This is a genomic window from Amycolatopsis magusensis, assembly GCF_017875555.1.
Classification (GTDB): domain Bacteria; phylum Actinomycetota; class Actinomycetes; order Mycobacteriales; family Pseudonocardiaceae; genus Amycolatopsis; species Amycolatopsis magusensis.
In genome coordinates, this window is record NZ_JAGGMS010000001.1 from 8140044 (window position 1) to 8155656 (window position 15613).

Genomic DNA, 15613 nt, shown 5'->3' on the forward strand with positions numbered 1-15613 from the left:
ACGGCTGCCGCCGCCCCGGCCCGGGGCGGCGGCCCCAGACTGCGAAAGGCTCGCGACGACCGTGGTGCCCCTGCTGGAAACCAACTTCGAACTGACCCGCGCGCTGCGCGCGTACACCGCCGCCGTCGGTTCGGCGTGCGGTGCCGGACCGGAGTCCTGCACCGTCGACGCCGGCACCCCCGCGTCGGCCTACATCGCGCTGGACGGGCGGCTGCCCCGCTACCCCGACCGCGACGTGGCCCTGATCTGGGACGAGCGGTTCGGCTGGGCGATGGCGGTGGAGACCCACTCCGCCGAGGACCTGCTGGTGGTCGCCTACCTCGGGCACGACCTGCTGGCACGCCCGGCGAAGGTGGCCCGGTTCGCCGCGAACGTGCTCGCCGGGCGGCCCGGCCTGCTGGAACCACCGCGGTTGCGGGAAGCCGGTGCGCACGACTGGCTCACCGACCGGCTGCGGCCCTACGTGACCGAACTGCTCAAGGCGAGCTGAGCCCCCGGGCCACCGCGATCGACCCCTGCGCGATGGCGCACAACCGGCGCTGATCGTCCACTGTGTACAGATCGCACCGGCAGGTCGCCCCGGACCGGCCCGCGCGCACCACGCTCGCTTCCGCGCGCAGCAGGCGGCCGGTCGCCGGGCGCAGGTAGTCGATGGTGAACCCGCTGGTCAGCACCTCCGGCCCGAGCACACTGCCGGCCGCGAAGGTCAGCGCGTTGTCGGCGGCGTAGCTGAGCACCCCGCCGTGCACGAACCCGTTCTGCTGCCGCAGTTCGTCACGGATGTCCAGCTCCAGCACGGCGACGCCGTCGCCGAACTCGGCGAGCCGGGCACCGAGCAGCTTGCTGAACGGCTGCGAGTCGAGTCCCGCACGGGCGACGGCCAGGTCCATCGCGACCACCTCACTTCACTAGTGAAGCGAGAATGGCGCGTGGCCCCGCGGCCTGTCAAGATCGGGGCCATGCCCGAGCAGCGCCTGTACTTCCTGCTCCAGCGCGCCGCCCACGAGCTGCGCGTGGACGCCGATCGCCGCTGCCTCGCCGCGGCCGGGCTCACCACCGCCCAGCTCGGCGCGTTGTTCGCGGTGCGGGAGACGCCCGGGCTGACCCAGCGGGACCTGGCTCGCACGCTGGGTCAGCGGGAATCGGGGATCACCGCGATGGTGCAGCGGCTGACCGGCGCGGGCCTGCTCGCCCGGGACCGCCACCCCGACCAGCACCGGGCCGTGGTGCTGACGCTGACCGACGAAGGTGCCGCGGCGCTGGAGCGCATCCGGCCGGAGATGGACCGGTTCAACGCCGAACTGCACGCACTGCTCGGCGACGGCTTCGACGACACCGTCGCCGCGCTGGCCAAGCTGGCCGGGTTCAGAACTCCGGCTCCTCGTGACGACGGCCCTTGAGCTCGTGGAAACCGGGCACGGCGGCGACCAGCAGCGTGCCGTCCCACAACCGCCCGGCGTCCTCCCCGCGCGGCACCCGGGAGATCACCGGCCCGAAGAAGGACACCCCACCCGAGGAGATCACCGGGGTGCCGACGTGGTCGCCCACCTTCGCGATGCCCTCGGCGTGCGAAGTCCGCACGGCCTGGTCGTATTCGGCGGACTCGGCCACCGCGGCCAATTCCGGCGGTAATCCCGCGTCCGCGAGCACGCCCTCGAAACCCCATTGGCCGTCGCGGTGCACGCGCGTGCCGAATGCGGTGTAGAGCCTGGCGAGCGCCTCCTGCCCGTAACGCCGCTCGACCGCGGTGAACAGCCGGACCGGCAGCCAGAGGTACCCGTCGGTGTCACCCTCCGGGTCCACTTCGGCGTGTTCGTTGAGCACGGCCAGGCTCATCACGTGCCACCGCACCCGCACCGGGCGCACCCGCTCCACTTCGGTCATCCAGCGCGAGGTGAGCCAGGTGTACGGACAGGACGGGTCGAACCAGAAGTCGGCGAACCGCCGGTCGGTCATCGATCTTTCCCTTCTGACGCCACGGGTGCGCGCAGGCCGTGCAGGTTGCGGTAGGCGGCCCGCTCCGGCGGGCGCCAGCCCTCGAGCAGTCCGGCGGCGGGCCGGTACACCTCCACGCCGATCGGGTGGCAGGTGTCGAGCGGGTCGCGTGCGTCCGGCCCCCACAGCGGCACGGACAGATCACCGCCGGGACAGGTGGACAACGCGCAGAGCAGATCCAGTTCGGCGAAGAATTCGAAGAAATCGCCCGGCCGCGCCGGGCACGCTTTCATGAAATAGCGATCCTCGTCGTTGAGCCCGGTGCACTGGAATACGTTGAGCACGTCGTGCACGTCGAATTCGGTGAGCCCGTGCGGCAGTACCGCGCGCACCAGGTTCGAATGGCAGTGGAAATCGAAGTCCTCGCCGGTGAGCAGCCGGTTCACGTAGGGATCGCAGCGCGTGCCGAGCAGGTCGTGGACCCGGCCGCCGTGCTCGTCGGGCCCGTAGCCCGCCAGTGTGTCGGCGGTGACGGTGACCAGCGGGCGCAGGAACGGCAGGTTCGACCACAACCGGTCGAAGGTGCTCACGTGCGCGCGCTGCAACTGCCGGGTGCGTGAGGCCCACAGCCGTTCACGCGGATCGTTGGCGTTCCACAGGTTCAGGTCACCGACCTGTGGACCGTCCACGGTCACCAGGCGGCACAGGTGCCCGCGCGGCACCGTCCACGCGCGACCCGACCGGATCGGCACCTCGAACCGCTCCACCAGCTCACGCCCGCCTTCGGCCAGTCCGGTGTAGAACTCCCGGTCCACGGCGAGCGTCGGCCCCTGGTAGGCGGACGGGAAATCACCCACGGCTTTTCTCCTTTATCCGTTCGACTAGGGGTGATGCAGATGATGAGGGGTATTCCGGCGGAAGAACGCAGGGGGTTGTCCACCCGCGTGGCGGGTGTTCGGATTGGCGCGCTCACCCCGCCCGGGCGGCTACATGGTAAGCGATTTTCGCGCTTTCCGCCGCGTCCGGCCCGGTTTTTTCCGCCGAACCGAGGAGGATTTCCCGTGTCCGCGAAACGAAGAACACCGGCGCGCCGCTGGGGCCAGGTCCTGGCCGCGTCGCTGCTGCTCGGCACCACCGCCGTCCTCGCCCCACCCGGCACGGCCACGGCGTCCCCACTGGGCGACGGCCTGGCCCTCACCCCGCCGATGGGCTTCAACAACTGGAACAGCACCCACTGCGAAGCCGACTTCGACGACGCGCTGATCCGCGGCATCGCCGACATCTTCGTCTCCCGCGGGTTGAAGGACGCCGGGTACACCTACGTCAACCTGGACGACTGCTGGGCGCTGCCCCAGCGCGCGCCCAGCGGTGACCTCGTGCCGGATCCCGTGCGGTTCCCCCACGGCATCAAGGCGGTCGCCGACTACGTGCACGCGAAGGGCCTCAAGTTCGGCATCTACTCCAGCGCGGGCACCAAGACCTGCAACCCCGCCGGTTTCCCCGGCGCGCTCGGCCACGAACAGCAGGACGCGAACCTGTTCGCCTCCTGGGGTGTCGACTACCTGAAGTACGACAACTGCAACAACCAGGGCGTCGGCGCGATCGAGCGGTACACGAAGATGCGCGACGCGCTGCGCGCCACCGGGCGGCCCATCGTGTTCGCGATCTGCGAATGGGGCACGAACGACCCGTGGCAGTGGGGCAAGGGCGTCGGGCACCTGTGGCGCACCACCATCGACATCAACGACAGCTGGGCCAGCGTCGTCAGCATCATGAAGTCGAACACCGCGCACGCCGCGCACGCCGGGCCGGGGCACTGGAACGACCCGGACATGCTGGAGGTCGGCAACGGCGGCATGACCGCCACCGAGTACCGCTCGCACTTCTCGCTGTGGTCGATGATGGCCGCGCCCCTGCTGATCGGCGCCGACCTGCGGAAGGTGTCGCCGGAAACCTTCGAGATCCTGGGCAACCGGGACGTCATCGCGATCGACCAGGACCCGCTCGGCGTGCAGGGCGTGCCGATCCGCTCGGCGAACGGGCTGACGGTGTTCGTCAAACCGCTGGCCAACGGCGACAAGGCGGTCGCGTTGTTCAACGAGAACGAGACGCCCGCGCGGATCGAGACCACCGCGGCGGAAATCGGCCTGCCGCAGGCGAGCGGGTACCAATTGCGTGACCTCTGGGCGCACACGGACGGGCACACCACGGGCCGGGTCAGCGCGCTGGTCCCCGGGCACGGCACCGCGATGTACCGGATCGGCGCGGACCGGCACTGGTTCCAGCAGCCGCCCGCGCTCGACGGCGCCGCGGAGGTCGAACTGTCCTACGCGCAGGCGCTGCCGGTGGTCGCGCCGGGCACCCCGGCCGCCTACACCACCACCCTCGCCAACCTCGGCGGCGCGCCGGTCCACGGGGTGCAGGCGCACCTGACCGGACCGCCGGACTGGTCGATCCGGGCGACCTCGAAACCGGGCACGCCGCTGCTGCCCGAGTCCGAGGAGTTCCGTACCACCTGGCAGGTGTCGGCCCCGCCGGGCACCCCGCCCGGGCGTTATCCGGTGACCGCCACCTTCACCTACCTCACCCCGCAGCACGGCACGCCGGCGACGACGACCTACCAGTCCGAAGCCGTGGTCCCCGAGTTGCCGGTGCTCGGCACCCGGTACCTCAGCGACGTGTTGTGGCTGCGCTCGTCGAACGGGTGGGGGCCGGTCGAGAAGGACCGCGCGAACGGCCAGCGCATCGCCGGTGACGGCGGCCCGCTCACCCTGCGCGGGGTCACCTACGCCAAGGGCCTCGGCACGCACGCGCCCGCGTCGGTCGAGTACTTCACCGGCGGCTCGTGCTCGCAGGTGCGGGCGGTGGTCGGCGTGGACGACGGCCGCACCGGCGCGGTCACCTTCGAGGTGTGGGCCGACGGGGAACGGATCCACGACAGCGGGGTGCTCACCCAGGCGGACCCGGCCGCGCCGCTGCACGCCGACATCTCCGGCGCGAAGGCGGTCCGGCTGGTGGTCACCGACGGTGGCAACGGCACCGCGGGCGACCACGCCGACTGGGCGGACCTGACCATCACCTGCTGAGTGCGCACGGCGGGGTGTGCAGGGAATCCACTGATCCACCGTCCACGGTGAACCGCCGCCGTGTGCGGACCGTATCCCCTGACGCAGCCGCACCAGGAGGATCGATGCGCACCAAGTCGTTTGCCTTGCTCGCCAGTCTGTTCGCCGCCGTTCTCCTCGCCGGGTGCTCGGCGTCCGGTGAGGAGAACCCCCCGGCCACGGGCGCCGGGAACGAGTCGGACATCCGTTTTTCGCAGCAGATGATCCCGCACCACCAGCAAACGCTGGAAATCGCCGCGCTCGCCGAGCAGCGCGGGACGATGCCACTGGTCAAGGAGACCGCCAAGGAGATCGCGGCCACCGAAACCGCCGAAATCGAGCAGATGGCCGGGTGGCTGCGGAGCTGGAACGTCGAAGTCCCGGCGGGCGGGGCGCACGCCGGCCACACCATGCCGGGAATGCTGACCCTGCAGGACATCGCGGCGCTGGAGAACGCGAAAGGCGCGGACTTCGACCAGATGTGGCTGACCACGCTGGCCAAACACCTGCGCGAAGGCGTCGCGATGGCGAAGAACGTCCAGCTCACCGGCGCCCACCAGGAAACGAAGGCACTGGCGCAGGAGATCGTCGAAGGCCAGGAAGCAAAAATCGCCGAAATCACCCAAGCGTCCCCCTGACACCCCGGAGCAGTGTCACGAATGTGGCTTTGGGGGCCGAATCCGCCCCCAAAGCCACATTTGTGTCCCTGAACCGGTCAGTGCACGGCGGCGGCGTAGGCGGCGTCCATTCGTTCCCTCATCGAGGGTCCAGGCTGTCGCGGAGCCAGCCGGGCGGCCGGGCCCAGATGGGTTTCGCGCAGGTCGTCCATGAACTCCGCCCAACTCGCCGGACCGCCCTCTTCGAGGACCCGCATCCGCGCGGCGTACTCCTGTCCCACCGGCAGGTGCCGCAGGCCCCACGACCCGAGTTGCGCGAACACCGGCACCAGCTGGATCGCCGGTTCGGTCAGCGAATAGGTCACCTTCTGCTTGTGCGCCGGATCGCCGCTGCGGCTGAGCAGGCCGTGCTCCACCAGCGTCGCGAGCCGGTCGGCGAGGATGTTCGACGAGATCCGTTCCGGCCCGGCGAGCAGTTCGCGGAAGTGCCGTGCGCCGGTGAAGGTCACGTCCCGCAGCACCAGCAGCGTCCAGCGGTCCCCGAACAGCTCCAGCGACAGGTTGACCGGGCACCCCGATCGGACGTCCTTGCGCATCCACTCTCCCTACCGCTTGCGTTTCCGCACCAGTCTGCCCTACCGTCGAACTAGTTGCAAAAAGAGAGCAGTCGAGGAGGCGTCAGAAATGCGAAACCAGCCCGAGGTGGTGTCACGGGAACAGTGGCTGACCGCCCGCAAGGAGCTGCTGACCAAGGAAAAGGCGCTCACCCGCGCCCGCGACCAGCTGAACGCGGACCGGCGGCGCCTGCCGATGGTGCGCGTGGACCAGCCGTACACCTTCATCGGCCCGGACGGCGAAGTCGGCTTCGCGGAGCTGTTCGAGGGCCGGTCCCAGCTGATCGTCCACCACCTGATGTGGCTCGACGACGCCGGCACGACGTGCCCGAGCTGCTCGGGCATCGCCGACGGCATCACCAAGCTTTCCCAGCTGCACGCCCGCGACACCACGCTGGTCGCCATCTCCCGGGGCACGTACCCGCGGATCGCCGCGTTCCGCGAGCGCATGGGCTGGACCTTCCCCTGGTACTCCGCCGAGGGCAGCACCTTCAACCACGACTTCCACGCCACCGTCGACGAACGCGTCGCCCCGGTGCTGCTCAACTACCGGACCGAGGCCGAACTCGCCGAAGCGGGCACCCCGTGGACGGCGGACGACCGCGGCGACTGGCCGGGGATCAGCACCTTCCTCCGCGTCGGTGACGAGGTCTTCCACACCTACTCGACCTACGCCCGCGGCCTCGACCTGTTCGTCGGCGGCAACCATTACCTCGACCTCACCGCGCTCGGCCGCCAGGAGGACTGGGAGGAACCGAAGGGCCGCGCCCTCCCGCTCGGGCTCGAAGCCAACGGACCCGCCGTGCGTTTCCCGGACGAGTACGCGACTACTGCGTCTTGAAGTCCAGCACCGCGCCCTCGGCGTTGAGCCCGCTGACGGTCATCCTGAGCTGTTGACCCCCGGCCCTGCCCCAGCTCGCCTCGCCGCCCGCGCCGGTGCGCATCTCGCTCGACCCGCCGCCGGAGCGGGAATCCTTGAGCGTCACCGCTTTGTCGGTCACCGAGATGGTGAACCGGAGGTCGCCCACCTTCACCTTCGACTCCCCGGTGACCAGGATCTGACACGTGCCGTCCGCGCACGCGCCGAAGTCGGTGCCGTCGGCGGCGGGCGGCAGCGGACCGTCCGGCGCCGGGGTGCTCGACTCCGCGTCCGGCCGGCAGTTCGGCGAGAGGTCGTGCGCGGCGGCCAGTCGCGGCTCGGCGGCCAGCAACGTCGGCAGATCGGGCCCGGCCGGTTTCACCGAATCGACCAGTTCGTCGAGCTTGCGCGCCCGGTCGTGGAGCGGTCCGAACTCCTGGCCGAAGTTGCTGCCGAAGTCTCCGGCCAGTGCCTGGACTTCCGGCACGATGCGTTCGAGCCCGGCCCCGAGGCTCTTGGCCAGTTCGTCGGCGGCGGGCACCCCCGAGGGCGGCAGTCGGGTGAACTGGCCAGCCAGTTGCGCCACCGACCGGTCGGCCCCGCTGAGGAACTGGGACAGGCTCACCTCCGCGAAGGTGTCCGGCCGTGAAGCGTCCACGTCGAGACCCTCGAACTCGGCCTGTTCGTCCACGAGCGAGGAAGTCGCCTCGCACAGCTCGCCCATCCAGGTGATCAACTCGGGCGAAGGTTGTGTTGGCTGTGCCGACACAGGAGACGGTGTGGGCGGCGCGGCAGCCGGCGGCGGTGCCTCCTCCCCTGCGCAGCCACTCGCCACCAGCACCAGTCCCAGCGCCGCCCACACCAGCTTCGGCATCCCCGCCCCTTCCGCTCAAGGGAAAACCTAGCCACGTCCTCCGGGAGCGGTCCCGGGTTGGCAAGTTGCGGACATGGCCCGAACTGGGCGCCATGGGAGTTCTCGAAGGCAAGGCCGTGGTGATCACCGGCGCCGGGCGCGGCCTCGGGCGCGCGTACGCGTTGCACGCCGCCGCGCTGATCACCGGGAACGGCGGGCAGGCCGCCGCGATGGTCGGCCGGTGCGTGCGCGCGTTCGGCACGATCGACGGCCTGGTCGGCAACGCCGGGCTGAACTACCAGGTGCCGCCGTGGGACGACGATCCCGCCCGCATCCGCGAACTCGTCGAGGTCAACGTGCTGGGCGTGGTGTACACCGGCCTGGCCGCGATGCGGGTGATGCGCGAACGCGGCAGCGGCGTGCTGGTGAACGTGGCTTCCGGCTCGCTGCTGGGAAAGCCCGGCGGTGCCGCGTATTCGGCGTCCAAGGGCGCGGTCGCGTCGCTGACCTGTTCGTGGGCGGCGGACCTCGCCGAGCGCGGGATCCGGGTGAACGCGATCAGCCCGCTGGCGTGGACCCGGATGGTCGAGGCGGACGAGGTAGAGCGGGCCAGGATGAGCCGCGACCTCACCCCCGCGCTGGCCGCGCCACTGGTCACCTACCTGCTCAGCGACCTGTCCGCCGGCCTCACCGGGCAGCTGATCCGCCTGCGCGGGGACAAGCTGCACATCGTGCGGCAGCACGCGGTGAAGGAACCCGTGCTGACCAGCCCGCGGTGGGAGGTGGCGGACATCGCCGCCGCGTTCGACAACGGCCTGGTGCCGGAGCCGCCCCCTGGCGAGCGCTGGAAGCTCTGACCGGGCGAATCCGCTGGACGGCCCGGGCGGCGCTCACCTAGCGTCGGAAGCCGTGGCGGCCGTGGATCTGGACGAGTTCGAGCGCCTGCTCGCCGAAGGAGAAGCCGAGCCCGTCGAGGGCTGGGACTTCTCGTGGTTCGACGGGCGCGCGACCGAGGAACGGCCGTCCTGGGGGTATTCGCGCCTGCTCGCCGATCGCCTTTCCGCCGCCGAAATCGCGCTGGACCTGCAAACCGGCGGTGGTGAGGTGCTCGCGGAGGCGGCCGGAGACGGCACTCGCCTGGTCGCCACCGAGGGCTGGCCGCCCAACGCCGCGATCGCCGCCCAGTGCCTGCGCCGCCTCGGCGGCACGGTGGTGCTCGCCGCCGAGGACGGGCTGCTCCCGTTCCGCGATCGCAGTTTCGACCTGGTCACCGGCAGGCACCTGATCGTGGAACCGTGGCCTGAGATCGCGCGGGTGCTCCGGCCCGGCGGCACCTTCCTCACCCAAGGCGTGGGCAGCGGCACGAACCGCGAGCTGTACGAGTTCTTCCTCGGCCCGCAACGCGGCGACGACCGCTCGGACGACGCCGCGGCCGACCGGGCGGCGGACAAGGCGCGCGCGGCCGGGCTCGAAGTGCTCGATGTGCGTCACGAGCGGCTGCGCGTGGTGTTCCACGACGTCGGCGCGGTGGTCTACTTCCTGCGCAAGGTGGTCTGGACGGTGCCGGACTTCACCGTGGCCAAGTACCGGCCGCGACTGGCCGAGCTGCACCGGAAGATCGTGGTGGAAGGCTCGTTCGTGTCCCATTCGCGGCGGTACCTGATCGAAGCCCGCCGGGTCAACGGCCGATCTTGACCGTTCTGGTCGCGCCCTGCGCGCCGGAAACGTCCACGTCCACCGACTTGCGCAGGATCGTCACGCGGATCGACTGCTGCAGGTGCGTCGGGTCCGCGACCGCGACCTGCCAGCCGTCGCGCACCCGTTCCACGGCGATCGACGCGGGCCCCGAAACGGTCAGGTCGTCGATCGTGCCGCCGGTGAAGAAGTTCGCCAGCAGCGTGCCCTCCCACAACCGGATGGCCTGCACCTCGGCGGTGTTCGACCGCACCCGCCACGACAACGCCGAAGCCGCCGTCGCCGCCGCGGAAGCACCGGGCAGCACCACGTACCCGTAGCTCGCGCCGGACGGGTTGGCGCCGTGTTCGATCACCACCTTCTGGTACCGCCGCGTGTACGGCGTGGTGGTACCACCGGTGTTCGCGCCCTTGTCGACGTCGGCCCAGGCCCCGGTCCGGTCCTCACGCAGGACCGAAACGTCCACATCGGACAGGAGCACGTAGCCCCCGACACCGTCCAGGTGCACCCAGCGTGGTTTGCGCAGCGATGTCGATTTACCGAGTTCGACCGGCAGCAGACGGCCGTCCGCCCGCAGCGCGTTGCGCGGATTCGTGCCCAGGCCGCGGTTTTCCACCGTGGTCCGCACCTTCGCCCCCGAAGCGTCGGTGATGCCCGCGCCCAGGCACACCACCCCCTCGGGCGTGAAGAACCACGACTTCTTCGCGGTGAGCGTGCCGTCCTGCGAGACGAAATCGACCCCGTAGGCCCCGTGCTGGGCGTCGAACCGCACGCCACCGGAGAACGGCTTGCTGGACAAGGGGATCTGTTCCAGCTTCGGCGGTGCCGAGTCCTTCGCCGTGGTGCCCGGCAGCAGGGTCGCGTCGACCGTCGGCCAGTACGCGTCGCTGTAGTGCCCCTCGGCGCCGGGCTGGAACACGTACAACACGCCGTCGCCGGTGTACCAGCCACGCAGGTTCATCGAGTTGATCGCCTCGTAGCGGCAGATCCGCGTCGAACTGACACCGAGCGAAGCCGACCACGCGGGTGTCACGTGCAGCATCCGGTCCTGCTGCCCGAAAACGCGGTGCTGCGGCACGACCGGCGCCGGTACCGGGTTCGCGGCCAGCAGTTCCTGAGCGTATTCGACCTCCGGCACACCGACCGGCTGCAGCCCGCCCGAGAATCGCCCGACGTCGGTCACTTCCAGGTACGGCGCCCACTTGCCGCGCTGGATCCACGCCGCGACCAGGCCGGTCAGCTGCGCGCGTTCCGGCTCGGGCGCGTTGCGCGCCAGCAACGCGGTGGCCGAGGTGAGCTGGTGCCCGGCGTCGTGCCCGGTCTCCCCCTGCCGGGACAGGAACCGGCCGCGCACCGGCTCCATCATCGCGCCGTCGAACATGAAGGGCGCCAGCGAATCCGGCACGGTCGCGCACATCGCGCGGCGGACGTCCTCCGGCAGCTCCCACGCCGTGCCGCGGGTGACCTCCATCAGCCCGGCCACCGCCTGCACCAGCACCAGCGCGTAGTGCCCGGGGTACGGGACCACCTCGTGCTGCAGGAACGACCCGTCGGTGTGGAAGCCGTCGCCCGCGGTCACCTTCGCGATCAGGCTGGCCGCGCCACCGCCGGCGACGTCGGTCACCGCCTCCACGCCCAACCGGATGCGGGCGGGGTCCGCCATCATCGCGCCGGAGACCACGGTCAGCGTGGCCTTGTCGGCCCGGTTCGCGCCGGTCTCCACCACGTTCGGGTTGTTCGTGCGCCGGTTCGGGTCGGCGATGAACCGCAGCACCGGCCGCAGGTACCGCTCACGATCAGCCGCCGGGATGATGTCCATAGTGGACGCAAGCGTTTGCACCAGCCACAACGGGGTGCCGATCTCGTAGCTGTACCAGTTCCCGAGCTCGTCGGTGTGCTCGTTGTACTGCACCCGGTACAGCGTCTCCAGCGCGGTGTGGATCCGTTGCGGCAGCCCGAGCTTCCCCGACAGCGCCGAGCCGGGGGTCGCCCAGTCCACCGCGATCGTGCGCAGCCGGTAGTACATCTTCTGGAAGTAGGTGCTGCCCGGACCCACCGGCAGATCCGGCCACAGCTGGTCGCCGCCGGTGTCCATCGCCGCGTGGTAGGCCACCGCGACCTCGTCGAGCGCCTGGACCGCCCGCGTCCGCTCGGGCGAGGTGCGCCCGGCGCCCACCTGCAGGTACCGGTAGGCGGCGATGATCTTCGCCGGATCATCTTGCGGCGCCTGCGCCACCGCCGTGCCCGGGGCGAGCACCCCGGGCAGGGTGGTGGACGCGGCCACCGCCGCCGCCCCGCCGAGCAACGCTGATCTGCGGGTGAGTTCGGGCATGCGTGTCTCCCAGTCAGAGGATCTGCGGTGAACCGTCCGTCCGCCGCGGCAGCCGCCACGGGTTGTCCTCGCGCAGGGCGGGCGGCAGCAGCGCGTCGGGGAAGCCCTGCCAGGCCACCGGGCGCAGGAAGCGGTCGATCGCCGCCGTGCCCACCGAGGTGGTGGTCGGCGCGGTGGTGGCCGGGTACGGGCCGCCGTGCTGTTGCGCCCAGGTGACCGTGACCCCGGTCGGCCAGTCGTTGAACAGCACCCGCCCGGCGATCCTGGCGAGCGGGGCCAGCAGCGGGCGCACGTCGTCCACTTCGGACTCTTCGGCGTGCAGGGTGGCGGTCAGCCCCGGCTCGAGCCCGTCGAGCAGCCCGATCAGCTCCTCCTGGCTGGAGTAGGTGATCACCAGCGAAGCCGGGCCGAAGCACTCGTGCCGCAGCACCTCCGCGCCCTTGGCGAAGTTCTCGGCGGTGGTCTTGAGCAGGGTCGGGGTGAACCCGGCACCGGCGGCCTCCGATTCGGAGACCACCTCGACGCCCTCGGCGGACCGCAGCGCGGCCACCCCTTCGCTGTACCCGCCGGCGATGCGGTCGTTGAGCATCTGCTGCGTGGCGGCGCCGTCCAGCGCGGACTTCAACGCGGTGTCGAGCCCGTGCTCGTCCGGCAGGAACACCAGGCCGGGCTTCGTGCAGAACTGACCGGCGCCCAGGGTGAACGAAGCGGCGTAGCCCTTCGCGATCTCCTCGCCGCGTGCCCTCACCGCGCCCGGCGTGACCACCACCGGGTTGACGCTGCCCAACTCGCCGTAGAACGGGATGGGCACCGGGCGCGCGTTGGCGATGTCGAACAGCGCCCGCCCGCCGGGCACCGAGCCGGTGAACGAAGCAGCCGAGATGCGCGCGTCCTTCAGCGCGGTCACCCCGGTCTCACGACCGTGGACCACCGCGAAGACGCCTTCCGGCGCACCGGCTTCGCGCAGCGCGGTGAGCAGGATCCGGCCGGTCAGGTCGGACAGGCGCGGGTGGCCGGGGTGTGCCTTGAGCACCACCGGGCAGCCGGCGGCCAGCGCGGAGGCGGTGTCGCCGCCCGCGGTGCTGAAGGCGAACGGGAAGTTGCTGGCGGCGAACACCAGCACCGGCCCGATCGGCGTCAGCACCCGGCGGATGTCCGGGCGCGGGCCCATCGGCCAGTCCGGGTCGGCGTGGTCCACGGTGGCGCGCAGGAACGCGCCGTCGGTCAGCACCTGGCCGAACAGCCGCAGCTGGAAGGTGGTGCGCTTCAGCTCACCGCGCAGGCGCGGCGACTCGGGCAGGTTGGTCTCCTCGGCGGCGAGCACGACGAGTTCGTCGGCTGCCGCGTCCAGCGCGTCGGCGGCGGCGGTGAGCCAGCCCGCGCGCTCGGCCGGCGTGCTCCCGGCCAGCGCGGGCGCGGCCTGCGCGGCGGCGGCGAGCACCCGGTCCAGTTCGGCGGCTTCGGTCTCGTGGGCAAGTTCGGCAGACAAAACAGCGAGCTCCTCGTCAAACGGTGCGGCCGCCGCGCACGGCGGCCCGCAGGTCGGCCCAGCGACCGGCGCCGGCCAGGCCGAGGTGGTACAGGTGCAGTTCGGCCGCGCCGGCCCCGGCCAGTTCGGCGGTGTAGCGATCGATCTCCGGCACCGGGTTCGCCGCCACCGCGGTGATGTACGCGCCGACGTCCACAGTGGACGGCAGCGCGGCACGGGCGGCGGCCACCGCGGCCACGCTGGCCTGCCCCGGTGCCCAGCACTGGAGCACCACGGAGTGCACGTCCCCGGGCGCGCTCGGGGTCAGTCCGGGCAACGCTCCCGTCACCCAGGGGTCCAGCGCCCCGTGCAACACCAGTCTAGGACCGGAGCCGAGCTCGGCAAGGACACCGGCCCGCAGCGCGTCGGTGGAGCGCTGCCGCCCGGCGAGCACGGTGGCCTTGAGTTCGGGGGCCAGTTCGTCGTCGACCGCACCGAGGTCCCCGCTGGTGATCAACCGGCGGGCTTCGGCGGCGAGCGCGGCCCGGATCTCGTCGGCGTCGGCGTCCCACTGAGCGGCGCAGGCGTCACAGCAGCAGATCGACAGCACCCGGGCCGCCGCGGGCGACCACACGCCGTCGGTCTTCTCGTGCTGGTGCTGGTGCACCGCGCCCAGCGGCCCGCAGGCCTCCAGGACCACCGAGCGGAAGTCCAGGTCGCGCACGCTTTCCGCGGCCACCTTGGCGGCGTACTCCCGGACCTCTTCGCGAGCCGGGCACAACGCCCACGGGTACACCTCGCCGAAGCAGTTGCGCACGGCGACCTCGGGGTGTTCGGTCCCCAGCAGCGAGTTGTGCGTGAACACCAGCCACGCCGCCGCCGGGATCCCGGCGTCCCCCAGTGCGCGGACCGCGTCACCGGCGCTGTCCTCGGCGGTGGTCCAGTCCGGCGCGGCCGGACGCAGGCGGCCCCAGGCGGATTCCTTGACGGGACGGTAGAAAGCCGCGTGCCGGGCGATCACGGAGGAGGTCGTGGCCGACCACGGTGTCGCCGCTCGCGCGCTGTGGTACGAGACCGCGACGGCGACCTCGTCCACCTCGAGTTCGGCCGCGCGCTCGGTGAAACCGGGCGCGTCCAGCACGTCCCACGGGTAGGCGTACCCCGTCACCCTCATCGGCCGTCCCCGATCCGGCCGAGCACCGCGAAGCCTTCGGCGACGATGCGTTCCAGTCGTTCGAGCTGGTCCGGGCTGGGCTCACGCAGCGGCGGCCGCACCGAGCCGACCTTCTCGCCGCGCAGCCGGGCGGCGGCCTTGACCAGCGAGACCGCGAAGCCGGGCGTCTCGTCGCGCAACGCGACCAGCGGCAGGTAGAACCCGGCCAGCAGCGCGTCCATCGTCGCACCGTCCCCAGTGGACAGTGCGCGGTGGAAGGCGTGCGCGATCTCCGGCGCGAAGCAGTGCACCGCGGAGGAGTAGCGCGCCACGCCGATAGCCGCGTAGGCCCGCGCGGAGACCTCGGCGGTGGGCAACCCGTTGAAGAACAGGAACTCCCGGCCACGCGGGTCGTCGGCACCGCGGATGCCGGTGACGATCCGGGTCATCAGGTCGACGTCGCCGAACCCGTCCTTGAGCCCGACCACCGACGGCAGGCCGAGCAGCTTGACCGCCGCGCCCGCGGTGAACACGCCGGGCGAGCGGTGGTAGACGATCACCGGCACCCCGCTGTCGCCGATGGCGTGGCGGACGTGGTCGACGAGCCCGTCGGGCGGCCCGGCCACCAGGTACGGCGGCAGCAGGAGCACCCCGTCCGCGCCCCCGGCCCCGGCCGCCGCGACCCCGGCCCGCGCCGTCGCCGCCCCGCCACCGGCACCCACCCAGATCGGCACCCGGCCGGCCACGACCTCGCGCGCGCGGTTCAGCAGCGCCTGCACCTCCTCGGGCGCCAGCGAACTGAACTCCCCCGTGCCGCAGGCGATGAAGAGCGCGCCCGCGCCCGCCTCGAGGTGCCGCTCCACGTGGTCCGCGAAGGCACCGAGGTCTACTTGAAGGTCTTCGGTGAACGGGGTGAGCGGGAACGCGAGCAGGCCGTCCAATTCGGTCTTGGGCTGTTCCAGCTGTCCCATCGGAACCCTTCT

General features: G+C 71.5%; 16 protein-coding genes. 7 read left to right on the forward strand and 9 right to left on the reverse strand.

Translation table 11 applies throughout. The features are described 5' to 3' along the window. Window positions 1-64 precede the first annotated feature (64 nt). Window positions 65-490, forward strand: coding sequence for a DUF6292 family protein (locus JOM49_RS36470; RefSeq protein WP_372444161.1), 426 nt, complete (start codon window positions 65-67; stop codon window positions 488-490). Here the strand turns inward: JOM49_RS36470 and JOM49_RS36475 are convergent. Beyond that, on the reverse strand, window positions 477-890 hold the full coding sequence (locus JOM49_RS36475) for a PaaI family thioesterase (RefSeq protein WP_209668680.1): 414 nt from the start codon (window positions 888-890) through the stop codon (window positions 477-479). The genes JOM49_RS36470 and JOM49_RS36475 overlap by 14 nt on opposite strands. A 69-nt stretch (window positions 891-959) precedes the next feature. Here JOM49_RS36475 and JOM49_RS36480 point away from each other — a divergent pair, with 69 nt between their 5' ends. Beyond that, entirely contained in the window at window positions 960-1400 is a 441-nt protein-coding gene (locus JOM49_RS36480; protein WP_209668681.1) for a MarR family winged helix-turn-helix transcriptional regulator, read from the forward strand. On the opposite strand, the gene JOM49_RS36485 is transcribed toward JOM49_RS36480, so the two are convergent. After that, window positions 1366-1956, reverse strand: coding sequence for a mycothiol-dependent nitroreductase Rv2466c family protein (locus JOM49_RS36485; RefSeq protein ID WP_209668682.1), 591 nt, complete (start codon window positions 1954-1956; stop codon window positions 1366-1368). The genes JOM49_RS36480 and JOM49_RS36485 overlap by 35 nt on opposite strands. Then, window positions 1953-2792: an urea carboxylase-associated family protein gene (locus JOM49_RS36490; protein ID WP_209668683.1), complete on the reverse strand. Its 840-nt coding sequence runs from the start codon at window positions 2790-2792 to the stop codon at window positions 1953-1955. Before JOM49_RS36490 ends, JOM49_RS36485 begins: the two co-directional genes overlap by 4 nt. Window positions 2793-2996: 204 nt before the next feature. On the opposite strand from JOM49_RS36490, the gene JOM49_RS36495 reads away from it, so the two are divergent. Together JOM49_RS36495 and JOM49_RS36500 are read left to right on the forward strand one after the other, a co-directional pair. Continuing rightward, the gene (locus JOM49_RS36495; RefSeq protein ID WP_308158997.1) at window positions 2997-5021 is read left to right on the forward strand and encodes an NPCBM/NEW2 domain-containing protein; all 2025 of its coding nucleotides are present in this window, start codon (window positions 2997-2999) and stop codon (window positions 5019-5021) included. A 104-nt stretch (window positions 5022-5125) separates the two neighbouring features. Next, entirely contained in the window at window positions 5126-5677 is a 552-nt protein-coding gene (locus tag JOM49_RS36500) for a DUF305 domain-containing protein (RefSeq protein ID WP_209668684.1), read from the forward strand. Between the two features lie 77 nt (window positions 5678-5754). Here JOM49_RS36500 and JOM49_RS36505 read toward each other — a convergent pair whose 3' ends face one another. Next, window positions 5755-6252: a winged helix-turn-helix transcriptional regulator gene (locus JOM49_RS36505; RefSeq protein WP_209668685.1), complete on the reverse strand. Its 498-nt coding sequence runs from the start codon at window positions 6250-6252 to the stop codon at window positions 5755-5757. 88 nt (window positions 6253-6340) lie between these two features. On the opposite strand from JOM49_RS36505, the gene JOM49_RS36510 reads away from it, so the two are divergent. After that, window positions 6341-7111, forward strand: coding sequence for a DUF899 domain-containing protein (locus JOM49_RS36510; protein WP_209668686.1), 771 nt, complete (start codon window positions 6341-6343; stop codon window positions 7109-7111). Here JOM49_RS36510 and JOM49_RS36515 read toward each other — a convergent pair. After that, window positions 7098-7865, reverse strand: coding sequence for a hypothetical protein (locus tag JOM49_RS36515; protein WP_209668687.1), 768 nt, complete (start codon window positions 7863-7865; stop codon window positions 7098-7100). The genes JOM49_RS36510 and JOM49_RS36515 overlap by 14 nt on opposite strands. Window positions 7866-8095: 230 nt before the next feature. Here JOM49_RS36515 and JOM49_RS36520 point away from each other — a divergent pair, with 230 nt between their 5' ends. Both JOM49_RS36520 and JOM49_RS36525 read left to right on the forward strand, forming a co-directional pair. Beyond that, window positions 8096-8839 carry an SDR family NAD(P)-dependent oxidoreductase gene (locus tag JOM49_RS36520; protein WP_209668688.1) on the forward strand — a complete coding sequence of 248 codons (744 nt, stop codon included), beginning with the start codon at window positions 8096-8098 and terminating at the stop codon, window positions 8837-8839. 52 nt (window positions 8840-8891) lie between these two features. Beyond that, window positions 8892-9677, forward strand: a complete 786-nt coding sequence (locus JOM49_RS36525; RefSeq protein WP_308158998.1) for a class I SAM-dependent methyltransferase — start codon at window positions 8892-8894, stop codon at window positions 9675-9677. On the opposite strand, the gene JOM49_RS36530 is transcribed toward JOM49_RS36525, so the two are convergent. The 4 genes from JOM49_RS36530 to JOM49_RS36545 are packed head-to-tail and all read right to left on the reverse strand — an operon-like array spanning window position 9661 to window position 15601. Beyond that, entirely contained in the window at window positions 9661-12009 is a 2349-nt protein-coding gene (locus tag JOM49_RS36530) for a polysaccharide lyase 8 family protein (protein WP_209668689.1), read from the reverse strand. The genes JOM49_RS36525 and JOM49_RS36530 overlap by 17 nt on opposite strands. A gap of 13 nt (window positions 12010-12022) precedes the next feature. Continuing rightward, window positions 12023-13498: an aldehyde dehydrogenase (NADP(+)) gene (locus JOM49_RS36535; protein WP_209668690.1), complete on the reverse strand. Its 1476-nt coding sequence runs from the start codon at window positions 13496-13498 to the stop codon at window positions 12023-12025. A gap of 16 nt (window positions 13499-13514) precedes the next feature. Next, a complete protein-coding gene (locus JOM49_RS36540; RefSeq protein ID WP_209668691.1) occupies window positions 13515-14651 on the reverse strand; it encodes a hypothetical protein in 1137 nt (378 codons plus the stop codon). Next, the gene (locus tag JOM49_RS36545; RefSeq protein WP_372444163.1) at window positions 14648-15601 is read right to left on the reverse strand and encodes a 5-dehydro-4-deoxyglucarate dehydratase; all 954 of its coding nucleotides are present in this window, start codon (window positions 15599-15601) and stop codon (window positions 14648-14650) included. The genes JOM49_RS36540 and JOM49_RS36545 overlap by 4 nt, the downstream gene beginning before the upstream one ends. Window positions 15602-15613: the final 12 nt, after the last annotated feature.

Excerpts from the sequence above, each read along its gene's own strand:
- JOM49_RS36500 (WP_209668684.1), top strand. The coding sequence starts at position 5,126 with ATGCGCACCAAGTCGTTTGCCTTGCTCGCCAGTCTGTTCGCCGCCGTT.
- JOM49_RS36505 (WP_209668685.1), bottom strand. The coding sequence starts at position 6,252 with ATGCGCAAGGACGTCCGATCGGGGTGCCCGGTCAACCTGTCGCTGGAG.
- JOM49_RS36530 (WP_209668689.1), bottom strand. The coding sequence starts at position 12,009 with ATGCCCGAACTCACCCGCAGATCAGCGTTGCTCGGCGGGGCGGCGGCG.
- JOM49_RS36545 (WP_372444163.1), bottom strand. The coding sequence starts at position 15,601 with ATGGGACAGCTGGAACAGCCCAAGACCGAATTGGACGGCCTGCTCGCG.
- JOM49_RS36480 (WP_209668681.1), top strand. The coding sequence starts at position 960 with ATGCCCGAGCAGCGCCTGTACTTCCTGCTCCAGCGCGCCGCCCACGAG.
- JOM49_RS36520 (WP_209668688.1), top strand. The coding sequence starts at position 8,096 with ATGGGAGTTCTCGAAGGCAAGGCCGTGGTGATCACCGGCGCCGGGCGC.
- JOM49_RS36540 (WP_209668691.1), bottom strand. The coding sequence starts at position 14,651 with ATGAGGGTGACGGGGTACGCCTACCCGTGGGACGTGCTGGACGCGCCC.
- JOM49_RS36475 (WP_209668680.1), bottom strand. The coding sequence starts at position 890 with ATGGACCTGGCCGTCGCCCGTGCGGGACTCGACTCGCAGCCGTTCAGC.
- JOM49_RS36510 (WP_209668686.1), top strand. The coding sequence starts at position 6,341 with ATGCGAAACCAGCCCGAGGTGGTGTCACGGGAACAGTGGCTGACCGCC.
- JOM49_RS36485 (WP_209668682.1), bottom strand. The coding sequence starts at position 1,956 with ATGACCGACCGGCGGTTCGCCGACTTCTGGTTCGACCCGTCCTGTCCG.